Source organism: Leptolyngbya sp. ST-U4 (genome assembly GCF_039962215.1).
In the GTDB taxonomy this organism is placed as follows: domain Bacteria; phylum Cyanobacteriota; class Cyanobacteriia; order Elainellales; family Elainellaceae; genus Leptolyngbya_A.
The window spans coordinates 1-12,697 of the sequence record NZ_JAMPKZ010000057.1; the positions used below are offsets into that span (position 1 = coordinate 1).

Sequence of the window (12,697 nt, forward strand, 5' to 3'; positions counted from 1 at the left end):
GCCGAGTATCTCAACTGTGATGTCAAGCAGGGAGTTCACGCGAAGCCCCCGACGCGAAACCAGGCGCAGTTGGAACAGCGGGTGTCATCTCATCTGCATAAGCTTCAGAAGTTACCGGGGCGCATCGTGCGGTACTTTAAACATCCTGCCATTGCTTATGCTGCCTGACCTTATGCACTCTCTATACTTGCCAGGTTAATAAGTCTCATGCCAGTGATCCAAGCACCATTCCCAGACATTGCCGTGCATATCATACAAACCGAAAGCATTCGCTGGGAAGCTACCTACCTTTATCGTCTGCTTTCGGTAAACCCCTGTTGTGCCTGAGCCATAAGTATAGTTACTGTCATAATTTGCTAAGTCGGTTGTGATCGTTTCTCCAAAGTAGAAAGGTGTTGTGGCTCCAGCTCGACAGGCATATTCCCATTCTGCTTCGCTCGGTAAGCGATATTGTTTCCCTGTTTTCTGGGAGAGCCGATCGCAAAACTCGACTGCCTCATACCAGGAAACGCATTCAACTGGACGACGATCGCCCTTAAAACCTGAAGGATCAGGATTCAAAGCTCGATTGACTTTTGGCATTTCTGCAGCCACTTTCCACTGCGCCTGCGTCACGGCAAACTTTCCCATCAAGAAGGGTGGGACGGTGACCCGATGTTGAGGACCTTCATTGTCCAATCGGTTTAACTCTTGGCTGGGCGATCCCATCACAAAACCGCCACCCGGAATAGCAACCATCTCCAATGTCACGCCGTTACCCAGATCCTCAACAAAATATTCTGCTTGTCCTCTTCGAGAAGTAACGTTCAGAGTCGTAACGGTTTCCGTTTTCTTACCAAAGATTCCTGATTTTCCAACTTTTCTGCTATTAATCTGAATTGTAGGAACCTGAAATTCAAAGCTACTTAATGAAAGTTTTCGCTTTGCTTTTTCCTGTTTGCCTTTTAGCTGTCGCTGATACTCGGCTTCCTTAGGCGCAATTGTTGGCTCCTCAATCCAGGTTACATCCTTAGTACTTAATCCTAAAGACTCCTTCAATGCTCTCAATTGGCTACGGGTGGAAGAATCAATCGGGTATTGAGCTTCGATTGCTTTCCTAAACTCCTGCTCATAGTGTTGCAGCTTAATCTGATACTCCTGCTCCCTTTGCTGCTTCCCTTGGTCTTGTCGTCGCTTCAGCTCTTGCTGATGTACTGTTTCTTGAGATGAAACAATTGGTTCTTCAATCCGACCTACGTCCTCAGCGCTTAGGCCTAGAGAATGCTGAAGAGTTTTCAGCTCATCACGAACCAGTGCTTCGATTGGGTATTGAGTTTCGATTGCTTTTCTGAACTCCTGCTCATAGCAGTGCAACTTATTTTCATATTCCAGTTGGGCTCTTTGCTCTTTTTCTATTTGACGTTGCCGTTCGAGTTCCTGCTGCTCTAACTGCTGCTGACATGCTGCTTCCTTTGATCCAATTAGCGGTTCTTCAATTTGAGCTATATCCGCATTGCTCAATTTCAACGACTTTTGAAGGTCAATTAGTTTATCCCGAACTGATTGCTGAATTGGGTACTCTGCTACGATTACCTTTGTGAACTCCTGCTCATAGTGTTGCAGCTTGGTTTCATATTCCTGTTGCTCTCGTTGGCTCAGTTTCTCCTGATAGTCTGCTTCTGCCTTCTCAAGAATTGGTCGAGAGATTTCATCCACTTCCTCATCCGTCAGATTCCTCTGCCTCTGAAATTTTTTTAGCTCTGCCTGAATCGTTTTGTCAAAGGGATAGTATTTGATGAGTGCAACTAACCGTTTTGCATACACTTGTCGCGCTTGCCGAAGTGGTTCTTGTTCCTCTTCTAAAATCCTGTCCGCTTCTTCGGTTGATAAACCTAGCTCTTCCCTCAATTCGTTAAGCAGATCCTTCTCATAATCAGCTAACTTGTGATCCTGCAAATACTCCCTAACTTGATCTCGAAATTCCTTCAGGCTTGGTTCTTCCTCGGTCAATGCCTGCGCTACATCCAGTTGAATGGCTTCTCGCTTTGCCTGGGAAAGTACTTGATCAGAACCCGATAAAACCTGGTTTGATTGAATCAGAGTTGGCTTACGCCTGAGAACTGGCTTCAAATGCTCAGGAATCTCCTTTGCAACAGCATCTACCACTTCAGCTTTGCGCTGTTGCTCCGTTACAGTAGAGCGCAATACCTTAGAGCTACCCGAAATTTCTAGCTGAATCGCATTCTTACCAAACTCATATGCTTCTTCGATCGAACACTCATACCCTAATGCTCGATAAAATCCTTTGGAAAAAGCAATCGCCGCATCATCGCGAATCTTCTGATTCATGCCAATCACATAATCAATATGATTCACAATGGCATTTGCCTGGTCTTCCGAGTAGCAAGCGTTGAGTAAAACACAGCCAACATTTTGAGCAAACAGACGAAACAAATCAGATAAAGCCTCTGCCCGTACCCACTGCTCTCCGCCCTCATTGCCTTCAAACACTAATCCCTGCTGACCGCTACCATGCCCACAAAAATGTACAACTTGAGGCCGGTGTCTGAAGAGAAGATCGTGCAAATCCCCAACACGCACTGCCAGAGCATCCTCTACCTCAAATCGCTGTCTGTTGGCAGACCTCTCGATCGCAGCCTTCAAGTCTCGGATTTCACGATCGAGGTTGAGGTCTTTGCGAGGGTTAGAGGCAAGAATCAGGATTTTCATGACTGGGGGCGATCGGACTAAAGCTTTGAGGGAACTACTTTCTAAAGTACTGGTAGGCTTCTCGATCGCACCAACAATAATGAAATCTTCATAATGCTCTTAGCCCTCCAATCACATGAGGTAATGGGGCGAATAAAACGACCCGCCTGCTTCTGAAGATTGTAGATCCTCTTGCGGTTCTGAAATTCTAAGGATGTCAAGGAGCTTAGAGGACGTTTGAAAAGCGAGCAGGTCAGTAAAAAAGCTCTCCGGGCATACGCTGTAGATACTTACACCACAGCACCCTTGAGAGCGATGAGTAAAGCATACTCCAGCAATTTAACCCCAGACCAATGGGAACTGCTTGAAGCGTTGATTCCCCCTGCAAAACCCAGGGCTGATTTATTGGAAGAAGGAAAATAGCTGATGAATATTGTGAGCGACTGCCCGAATGACTTTGGTGACTGAAGCAAAACCATTGAGGCGAAACAGATTCACAGCAATGGTACGCACAATGGCAAAGTTCGTCAGCGCATGACCCGCACATAACAGTGCTTTATCCTCGCTCAACACCACATCTTTGACCCAATGCAGATTGTTCTCCACCTGCCAGTGGCAAGGGAGCCAATCGTCATGACATGAAGATGACCGAAATGACAATAGCAGCACAACGCATCATTCCCGGTGACACTGAAGTTTGCAATCTGTGTTTAGACAAAGGGGATGACTACGATAAAGTGCGAGAGATTGTCAAAGCCTGGGGAGATGTGGGACATATTCCACCCCGGGATGAAGGAAAACAAATCATTCATGACATTCCCAACTACCAAGCAAGACGATGGGTCGTTGAGCGAACGCACGCATGGATAAATCGATTTCGACGCTCATTGATTCGTTGGGAGGAACATAAAGAAAACTATCTGGGGATGATTCACCTCGCTTGTGCATGCATTGTGGTGAGAGCAATACGGGTTTTCGGATAACCTTTTAGTAGTAAGACAAAATAATCGTTGGAAAGAATTAGCCTACTGTCTTCGGTGAATACCTATGTCCTTCCAACATCAGGCATTACTATCTCGGTCGATGCAATAATTGCGTCAATTTGCTCAATTCGTTTCCGTAATAGCTCAATTTTCTTGTCTAATTGCCTAAGAGTTTTGCCCCGATCGATCGCCGCTTCATACTGCCCAACCTCAGAAGCCTTGATGTATTTTGACTTCTTTCCAGCAGACTGAGCCTTGCGGCTCCTCAACTGCCAGTGAGCTTTACCCGTTCTGGCAGTCCCTCCTGGTTTTGAGGGAGCAAGCCAGCAATCAAACAGAATGTCTCCCTCATTGCTGATCCGATTTCTTTCAGCTTCCAGTGCCTCCAGGTTTTTCAGCAAAGCAAAGTATCTGGTCATGCTCTGATTCGTGTGCATCTTGCCCAATTGCTTTAACTTACACACGAATCAGAAGTAGGAAAGCTGGCAGGAGTGCGGGGCGAGCTGGCAGTTGAAGTGCTGAGATCAGGGTTTTGACCAAACGAACCCATAGAACCCTCATTCTTTCGTTGCTGAATTGCCTCCAGGCGATCCAATGCCTCATACAATTCCCGGTTGATGCTGCGCTGGTAGCGGCTGAAAAGTTCCTGCTGCTGCATCCCTTTACTGGCTACCTTGGTTTGACTCAGCCGTGCTTCCAAGGCTTTATGCTCTGCTGAAAGCTGTTCGATCGCCTGAATCCGTTCCCTTGCAAGCTGCTGGACTTGGGTGATGCGGGTAACGACTTCCTCTGCTGAGGGTAGTGGTTCTGAATAGGGTTGCTCTTTGTGCTCAAAAGTCCACTGATCGAGCCACAAGTCAAGCTCATCCTGTGCTTGATAAACGGGGGCAGTGCGATCGTGAGGATAATAAGCACTACCAACAGACTCCTGTACTCCCTCAAACCACATCTGGAAATGAGGATCTGTCTTGAGTAGGCGCATGTCTTCATCCAACAAACTAATTAATCGTTTCAGGATCTCACGCTCCTTTGTCAGGACTTGCTGAGGGGGGATTCGTTTTTCGAGGAGGTCTGACTCCACCTTGACTCTGGGCGGAACCACTAAGTCTGGAAATTGGGCTTCCTGTTGCGCCTTCAAAATTTCAAGATTCGCGATCGCGACCTCGACTGACCAGAGCCGATGTTGCTTTACCATTCCCATTGCCACCTGTTGAATCAGGAAATGCTCAGTTGGGTTTTGGGGTTGGTAGTGATCGATCAATCCTTGAACAAGACTTTCAAAGGTTGCCAAGTCTTCAGTTATGAGCAGAGGAGGCTGTTTTGCAAGCAAACCATGCTTCGTCGCATTGCGGCTGGCAATCGCCTTGCCCCGTGCTGTGACTGCTCCTTTTGACTTTGCACCGTTTCGCCGACAAACTTCAGGACTCGCTACCATGGGTTAATCTCCTATTAAATCAAAATGGTTATTGATGCCGTGTGATAACAACTCATATTTGAGTGACAATGCCTTCGTGAACTGATTCACAGTTGATGAAAGAAATTTGTTCAGGGAAGTATCTTGAGGAAAGGCGATCGCACTTTCTACTCATGATGTGTTTTGTTCCAGTGTTTCAAATGTAGGAGCAAGAAATGAAACAGAATTAAGCTTCGAAGAAATTAAATTAAATTGCTCCAAACAAAACTGTTTGTTCAGATTGACCACTATCGTTCTGAGTAGCTTGTTGTCATGAATTCTTTTAGCGAACTGATTTGCTTTGATACTCGGCGGGCTAGCTCGATCAACCTCGATCGCTTGCTGTGAGGAATTAAGGAAGGGAGCAAGTTTGTCTGTGGGTTTAAGCTTCCCCGGTTTACTAAAGAAATTTGCCTGTTCACTAATATCTACACTTAGTGGCGGAAAGGGTGTGACATCTTGATTCTTGGGAATTTCTGCCGTTTCCAAGATTCCAGCAGTCTGTTGAGAATCGTCCGTATCCCTTGCAGAATGATTTGTCACACACTCCTGAGTTCTTTTCTCCTGTAAGCTAATCTTGGCTGCATCAGCATGGATCAAAGTTGTCTCCGCTGAGATAGCTCCGACCGCTGTAGGTTGCTCTGTGCTATAACCCTGTTCATCAAAATTGGGATGCCACAACTCCCTATATTTCCACAACGTTTTGGTTCCACATCTGGCAGTCCTGCGGATTAAGTTTTCTCGCTCTCGCACTGTCTTCGGCAGTGAACCTTGTTCCTTCAAGATAGTATCGATCGCTGCTCAAATTCGCTGTAGAGCTTCCTCTTGCCTGGCTTTGTTGGTAGAAAAGGGTGACGTTATAAACTGCTTAATCTGACTGCCCAGGGGAGTATGTTTTCTATTCTTTTGGTTGGCTTTTAACCATTCGCTAATCCGTTTTCTGATATTGTTCTGGTGATTGCAGAATGTTTTGTAGCCGGGTAGGTTAACAATCGTTTGATAGACCCATTTTTGAGTAGCAGACCAGTCTAGTTCGCCCCAGGTTTTACCCTGATTCTGAAAGACGATTGCATACTGGCAGACCTCCTTGATAATCTGATTTGTTTGGCCGACTTGGGTCCATCCACGTTCTAAAGTTTCTTCTAATCGCTCTTTCCATTCGGCTACATTTCTTGAAGAAGCATGGAGCTGAGGAATTTTGCTTCGAGCGGGCTTCGCTTGATCAATCGTGGTGGCCAGCAGTTCCCTATCCTGATGAGAAGCCGCTAATACCCAGCTATTGATGAACTGCTCAAGCGAATTGTGAATCGGCTGGAAATCATCATTGAGAGCATAAGAATCTTGCTGAAGCGGTAGGCGATGCCCGTTGTAGAGCGAATCAGGAAGTTTGATATTTGGAAAGATTTCTAATTGTCCTGACGTGACTCTAAACCCTGCTTCGGTAACAAGATTATGAATGGTAAATGCTGTCTTTAGACAGGGTTGAGCTTCCGGAAAAGGAAAGTATAGGTGTAATCCGCCAGAAGAACTCGATTGAATTTTGAGATGACGGCATAATCCAGCTTTCTCTTCCAAAATTGCTACCAGTTTTGGAATGGCTGTAGGGTTCTGGAAAGGATGATATTGACTACCGAAATCAATATCAATCATCACATACCAAGTTCGACCGTTTCTAGAAGTCTCAAAGCGGACACCAATCAGCTCTGTCAAGCTGAGCCACCGTTTATACAAAGTCGTTGGTGATAGAGGAAATCCTTTGGTATTTGTTTTCCATTCAGCTTTGGACTCGGTTGCATCTGCATAGATGAAGTCCCACTGGTGAAAAATACCAAACCATTCTGGGATTGTTGTGGGTAGATTATCTGCAATGCGAGAGCTTGGACGACCGCCTTCGGAGGTGGCTCGTTTGCAGTTCATGTTTTGTCTTTTAATCACGGAAAGCGTTTTGAAGCGATTACTGCTTGACTCGTGTGATTTAGGTAAGGAAAACCAGGGAAGAAGCCATCAGCAGGCTTCAAGCAGGGAAATTGTTGTGAGCAGAGCGGCCTCGCTTCTTCGGTTGGTTGGAAGGAAGCGTGCTGAGATAGTGGGCGATCGCTTGCTGATGGGACTGGGGAGCATGAAGGTTTTGGATCCAGTCCATAACCAGCGTTGCATTGTATCGGACTACCCTCGGATTTACTCTAATCCAATGGACTCCCTCGATTAACTTGCCGCTCAGTCTATACCGCTTGAGGGTTTCCTCTGAGAATCCTGTTAGTTCCGCGATTTCATGCTTAGTAACAAAGCGGTACTGAGGTAGGATAAAGCTATTCATGATTCGGTGGGAGAATAAACAACACAAAAAATGCCGCTGGCTCGAAAGCTTGCGGCACTAGATTGGCGACGAGAACAAACAGCTAGGGGGCACCCATTTGATCTGGAAGCCCCCGAAAGATTTTTATGCTAGAGGATCTACCTCGACTTGTACTAATACTATAGGAAGAGTGCGAAATTGACCACTTAATAACCAAAATTTCTCGAAAACAACCTGGCAACGAGTAGAACTTATGCAAGTTCCTGTAGTGGCTGCTTTAGAACTCAAGAATAAATAATTCTCGCTTGTTCCCCACATAACGACGATAAATAACCTCGGGAGAACTCCCCACTGTCAAGTAACACGGGTGCATCCCAATCTTGCAAATCTCACTTGAAGAATTGTCGTTAAGATAGGCACAACGGTGCAGCAGAACTTGAGGAATACTGTCCGCTTTCCATTGTGCTCCAGACAGTTTAATGCGCGCTTCAATGCCTTCTAATGTCGTCAGTTGTTCCAGTGCCGTTTCGTCATACAGTAATACCGCAATGGCAAGGGCGTGGGCTTGGATTTGTTGGAGTTTATTAGCATCTATGGGCAGCATCCTGAGGAATCAGTAGATTTCCTCCAGCCGGTATTGCCAACTTAATTAGAAGAAATAGGGAATAAGCACGACAACCCTTAGCGAGAAGGGGTCACAAGATTATATGGCAGGTTTCAACCCAACAATTGCTTGCCAACCCTGAATTCGTTAGCGCATCTGTTTACGGTAACGACTAGCCGTCAGTTGGTGTTGTTTGGGGTGGAAGTGGGCTCGAATCGATCCAAACGCAGCGAGAAATCGTTGGGCTTGAAGAATTTATAGTTCTGGAACTTGAAGGTCACGCTTGTTACCAGCATAGTGACGATAAATTACCTCTGGGGAATTGCCAACCCACTTTGCGACGTCTTTTGCATCAATGTCTGCTTCAAGGCACAGAGTAATGAACGTGTGCCTGCATTGGTAGGGGCGACGGTACTCACTTACCCTTCCTTCGCGCACAAGCTGCGTCACAATTCCATCAATCTGCTTACCGTGCCTGTTCTTATATCCTTTCCAGGCATGGCTCAGAAAATCACCAAAGTCAATAGTTCCACCCTTTTTGCTCTTGAAGATAAAATCATCTGGCTTACAGTTCCCAGGTCTAATCGAGTTGAGAATCGACCTGAGTTGCTGGTTGACTGGAAACCGCCGTTGAGCCTGAGTCTTCAAACCCTCTTTGAGAGCTAAGCCTTTAGTGCTGATGGTGATCGCCTGCTCAAAAACGATGAAGCGATCGTTAATGTGTTTCCATTGCAGTGCGATCGCTTCTGAAGGTCTGCTTCCGGTAAAAAATAGAAACTTGACTAGTGGGGCGTAATAGCTGTAGAGCTTACTTTCCTCGAATGCCCGAATGATCATATCTCGCTCTTCCGGCGTGAAAGGGTTAATTTCCATCTCCTCATCAGATTCCGATTTAGGCACCTGAACATTGCAAGCCATCCCTTGAAACGGGTTCGACTCAATCAATTTACTTTTGAGTGCCCAATCACAGCAGGCATTGATGTTGGTCAATATTCTCCTGGCAGTATCGGGTGTAACGTTAGCCAGAAGGTAGTCACGGATAGCAACCGCGTCTTCTATATTTTGGGTTGGCAATTTAGCGATGTGATTACGGTATCTCCTGTAATCCACTGCTGTCGTTGTTTGGCTGACTTGAGGCTTCTTGAACTTTGTGTACTGCTCCCAAAGCTCACCTAGATCAGGCTTTGAGACAACTTCTGGGGTAATTGGGGTAACGGTTGATAAAGAAGCTGCGGGTTTGTACTTGACTAAACTGGCATCAAATTCTCCATAGTCAATGTCACGCTGAATTTTTGCAGCGAGCACAGAAGCTTGTTGCCTGCCCAAAGGGGTGTCTGGCTGCCCAGTGGAGAAGTAAAAACGCTTCGTCTGAATTTCGCCTGATGGGGTAATAACTGGATGGGAGAAAACCAGTTGAAGCCTGCCGTGTGAGCTTTTAGTTTGTATGGAGCCTTTCCTGGCTCTACCTTGATTATTTTTGGAGTACATCGGTATTACTCTAAGCGATGATTTATTGTATACCGATGTAGGCTTTACCCCAAGGTTACCCCAAAGGTTAACCGAAACTACCCCAAAATTACCCAAAAATACCAAACGGCTTTTGAACCTCATTCCCTACACTTGGGTGTTGGAGAGCTTTTCAGAAGCCGTATCTACTGATTTGTCTAGAAGGCGGCACCCAGATTCGAACTGGGGGATGGAGGTTTTGCAGACCTCTGCCTTACCACTTGGCTATGCCGCCATATTGATTCAGAAGCCAGTATATCAGATCTCGCTGCTTTTATTAGAAGCCTGCCAGGCAAAACAACTTTACTCTTCAGGAAAATATGCTAAAAATTGTTTCAAAATGGAATGGTCGCGCTTGACGGTAGAGGAATAATGGCACAGGAAGCCGTAACGATCGCCCAAATCACCGACACCCATCTTTTTGCCAATTCGGATCAGGCTTTGAAAGGCGTGAATACTGTTCGATCGCTTCAGGCAGTCATTCAGCGAGTGCAGCACAGGCAGCCGGATGTTTTGCTGTTAACCGGGGATGTATCGCAGGATGAGACGCTGGCATCCTATGAGCATTTGCGGGAGTTGATTGCGCCGCTTGGTCTTCCCACTTATTGGATTCCGGGCAATCACGATCGACCAGAATTGATGATGCGAATGCTGAGCGAGGCTCCTTTTCGGCGTGAAAAATCATTGCAGCAGGCTGGCTGGAATGGGGTATTGCTCGATTCCCGGGTAGCGGGAGAGGTGGGGGGCGAGTTGTCTCAGGAAAGCTTACAGGAATTGGACGAGGCGTTGCGGCGTTATCCTGATCTTCCGGCGTTTGTGGCGCTGCATCATCCGGTGTTGGATGTGGGGTCTGCCTGGATGGGGGAGATTGGGCTGGGCAACGCAGCCGATCTGCTAGCCGTGATCGATCGTCATCCGCAGGTGAAGCTGGTGCTGTTTGGGCACATTCATCAGGTGTTTGAGCGGCAGCGGCAAGGAGTCACTTATTTAGGTACGCCTTCGACCTGTGTACAGTTCAAGCCGCACAGTGAGACTTTTGCGATCGACGATCAGATGCCAGGATTTCGCATCCTGCGACTATGGGCGGACGGGCGGTTTGAGACTGCGGTGGAGCGGGTGCCCATCAAGCAGTAATTGACTGAGCCGGTTGCGCCAGGAGCGAACCTGAGTGCTTAACGCGAGAGGAAGCCAATCGTCGTACTGCGGATAAATGGGAAGGCGAGGAGTGAGCTGCCAACCGTGTTGCTGAACCATTTCAGCCAGGGCTGCGTCGTGGGGATGAGGGTAGTTGGGATTGACTTCATCTTTGGGACCAATGCCGCCAAGGTCGCGTGCTCCTGCTTGCAGACAGGCAATGAGCTGAGCCGAGGTTGGAATTAGATTGGGCGGAATTTGCAGCGTGATTTCTGGAGGCAGGAGGGTGCGGGCAAGCTGAATGACCTGCGGTAGCGTTTCGATCGCAAAGGCATTACCCTGCCAGGACTGTTGCTGCCCGGGACTGTGAGGTTGCAAGATCACTTCTTGAATGTGGCGATAGCGATCGTGGATTTGGGCGATCGTCTCCAGGGTTTCGACCCAGTCTGCTTCGGTTTCGCCGATGCCGAGTAGTAAGCCTGTGGTAAAGGGAATCTTTAGTTCGCCTGCCCATTCGAGCTGCTGTAGGCGGACAGACGGAATTTTACTGGGAGCGCGGTGATGGACAGTTTGCAGCAGAGCAGGAGTCATTTGCTCCAGCATCAGCCCCATTGAAACGTTGACTGTTCTAAGCTGCGCCATCTCCTCAAAGCTGAGAATGCCCGCATTCGTGTGGGGCAAAAATTCTAGATGCAGGGCAAGCTCACACAAGTCATAGATTCGCTGAAACCATGCCCGTCGCTGCGGATGCTGCGGATGCACCTCCCCAGCCAGAATCAAAATCTCGATTACGCCCTGCGGCTGAAGCGATCGTAAGATTTGCGCTGCGCGATCGAGCGTCAACCATTCATCTTGTCCCGGATCGGCCCGAAAGTTGCAGTAGGTGCAGCGATTGAAGCATTCGTAGGTGGGGACGAGGGTGTAGGCGGGGCTGTAGGTGAGGAGGCGAGCGGACATAGGGGTGAATGAAGGGAGGAGATGGGGAGACGGGGAGATAGGGGGGTAACAGGGGTAACCAAAGGAGGGCTTTGAATTTTGAGTTCGACCTTTAGCCGTTCCCTTCGCTGCCCATCGCTTTCCCTATTGCTCTATTTTGATTTACTCACCCCGTCCCTCCTCCCATCGCTTCCCCTCAGCCCCTCAGCCTCTTAGTCCCTCAGTCCCTCACTTCCTCACACAGAGACCCGTCCCCGGCTCACCGTTCCCATCGCTTCCACTAGACTGCGGACCACGGCGATCATGGCAACTTCATCGTTCAGGCGGTTGATAGCAGAGCCGACTCCGATTCCTGATGCGCCTGCGGCGATCGCCAGAGGTGCGGTGACGCTGGATAAACCGGAAGCACAAAGAACGGGGACGCTGACAACGCGAGAGATTTCAGAGGCGGCTGCCAGGGTGGGAGCTGCTTTTTCGATCAGTCCCAGGGTTCCGGCGTGGGTGGGCTGGCTGCTAGTGCCGCCTTCGGTCTGGATGATGTCTACGCCTACTTGAACCAGTGCTTCGGCAAGCTGCACCTGCTGGTCGAGTTCCAGGATGTGGGGAACCGTGACTGACAGAGTGATATGGGGCAACAGGGCGCGAGTCCGCCGGGTCAGTTCGAGGACTTCCGCCGCTTCAAACCGGATGCCCTGGGCGTAGAAGGGGTCGAAGTTGCCGATTTCGATCAGGTCTGCGCCTGCTTCGATCGCCGCTACAAATTTTTCAGGCTCAATCGCGGAAACGCAAATCGGCAGGTGGGTGAGCTGCTTTGCCATCCGCACGAGGTCGGCATCGGCAGCAATGTCTACAAAGGTTGCCCCGCCGCGATCGGCAGCTTTTACGACAGCAGCAACGCGATCGGCATCAAAATTGGTCAAGCCACTGATTACTTTCAGGGCGTTTGCTTGCTGGAATGCCAGTTGAAGTGTGGAAGGAATGGTCATGGATTTCTCCAACCTTTAATAACGAGACGATCGTTCTACATCCAAAAATCCTATCGGTCATTCGGATATTGTGCTAGTCCTGGTCGGGATTGGGGGGGATCTGGAGAGATA

Annotated in this window: 12 protein-coding genes, 1 tRNA gene and 2 pseudogenes; 3 read left to right on the forward strand and 12 right to left on the reverse strand. The window is 48.2% G+C overall.

Translation table 11 applies throughout. From position 1 onward, the window contains the following. Positions 1–195 precede the first annotated feature (195 nt). Positions 196–2,709, reverse strand: coding sequence for an SUMF1/EgtB/PvdO family nonheme iron enzyme (locus tag NDA02_RS27000; RefSeq protein WP_348256239.1), 2,514 nt, complete (start codon positions 2,707–2,709; stop codon positions 196–198). A 294-nt stretch (positions 2,710–3,003) separates the two neighbouring features. Between NDA02_RS27000 and NDA02_RS27005 the strand changes: the two are divergent. Then, positions 3,004–3,081 (forward strand): annotated as a pseudogene (locus NDA02_RS27005) (IS5/IS1182 family transposase); the annotation flags it as partial. 9 nt (positions 3,082–3,090) lie between these two features. Here NDA02_RS27005 and NDA02_RS27010 read toward each other — a convergent pair. Then, positions 3,091–3,294 carry a hypothetical protein gene (locus tag NDA02_RS27010; protein ID WP_348256240.1) on the reverse strand — a complete coding sequence of 68 codons (204 nt, stop codon included), beginning with the start codon at positions 3,292–3,294 and terminating at the stop codon, positions 3,091–3,093. A gap of 47 nt (positions 3,295–3,341) precedes the next feature. On the opposite strand from NDA02_RS27010, the gene NDA02_RS27015 reads away from it, so the two are divergent. Next, positions 3,342–3,671, forward strand: a complete 330-nt coding sequence (locus NDA02_RS27015) for a transposase (RefSeq protein ID WP_348256247.1) — start codon at positions 3,342–3,344, stop codon at positions 3,669–3,671. 62 nt (positions 3,672–3,733) lie between these two features. Here the strand turns inward: NDA02_RS27015 and NDA02_RS27020 are convergent, their stop codons facing one another. From NDA02_RS27020 to NDA02_RS27055, 8 genes and pseudogenes are all read right to left on the reverse strand, one after another. After that, positions 3,734–4,090, reverse strand: coding sequence for a hypothetical protein (locus tag NDA02_RS27020; protein WP_348256241.1), 357 nt, complete (start codon positions 4,088–4,090; stop codon positions 3,734–3,736). 32 nt (positions 4,091–4,122) lie between these two features. Further along, the gene (locus tag NDA02_RS27025; protein WP_348256242.1) at positions 4,123–5,106 is read right to left on the reverse strand and encodes a hypothetical protein; all 984 of its coding nucleotides are present in this window, start codon (positions 5,104–5,106) and stop codon (positions 4,123–4,125) included. 150 nt (positions 5,107–5,256) lie between these two features. After that, entirely contained in the window at positions 5,257–5,805 is a 549-nt protein-coding gene (locus NDA02_RS27030) for a hypothetical protein (protein WP_348256243.1), read from the reverse strand. Between the two features lie 120 nt (positions 5,806–5,925). Beyond that, positions 5,926–7,059, reverse strand: coding sequence for a hypothetical protein (locus NDA02_RS27035; RefSeq protein ID WP_348256244.1), 1,134 nt, complete (start codon positions 7,057–7,059; stop codon positions 5,926–5,928). A 79-nt stretch (positions 7,060–7,138) separates the two neighbouring features. Continuing rightward, positions 7,139–7,441: an excisionase family protein gene (gene xisR, locus NDA02_RS27040; RefSeq protein WP_348256245.1), complete on the reverse strand. Its 303-nt coding sequence runs from the start codon at positions 7,439–7,441 to the stop codon at positions 7,139–7,141. Between the two features lie 370 nt (positions 7,442–7,811). Beyond that, positions 7,812–7,940, reverse strand: a pseudogene (locus tag NDA02_RS27045) (ISKra4 family transposase); the annotation flags it as partial. Between the two features lie 339 nt (positions 7,941–8,279). Further along, positions 8,280–9,635, reverse strand: a complete 1,356-nt coding sequence (locus tag NDA02_RS27050; protein ID WP_348256246.1) for a tyrosine-type recombinase/integrase — start codon at positions 9,633–9,635, stop codon at positions 8,280–8,282. Positions 9,636–9,693: 58 nt separating this feature from the next. Continuing rightward, positions 9,694–9,765 (reverse strand) — tRNA-Cys (locus NDA02_RS27055). A gap of 110 nt (positions 9,766–9,875) precedes the next feature. Here NDA02_RS27055 and cpdA point away from each other — a divergent pair. Further along, positions 9,876–10,664, forward strand: coding sequence for a 3',5'-cyclic-AMP phosphodiesterase (gene cpdA / locus NDA02_RS27060; RefSeq protein ID WP_348249652.1), 789 nt, complete (start codon positions 9,876–9,878; stop codon positions 10,662–10,664). Here the strand turns inward: cpdA and cofG are convergent. Next, complete coding sequence (gene cofG, locus NDA02_RS27065) at positions 10,608–11,621, reverse strand: 7,8-didemethyl-8-hydroxy-5-deazariboflavin synthase subunit CofG (RefSeq protein WP_348249653.1); 1,014 nt, start codon at positions 11,619–11,621, stop codon at positions 10,608–10,610. The two genes, cpdA and cofG, sit on opposite strands and share 57 nt — an antisense overlap. Before the next feature lie 215 nt (positions 11,622–11,836). Beyond that, positions 11,837–12,586, reverse strand: a complete 750-nt coding sequence (locus tag NDA02_RS27070) for a DUF561 domain-containing protein (RefSeq protein ID WP_190791564.1) — start codon at positions 12,584–12,586, stop codon at positions 11,837–11,839. Positions 12,587–12,697 lie beyond the last annotated feature (111 nt).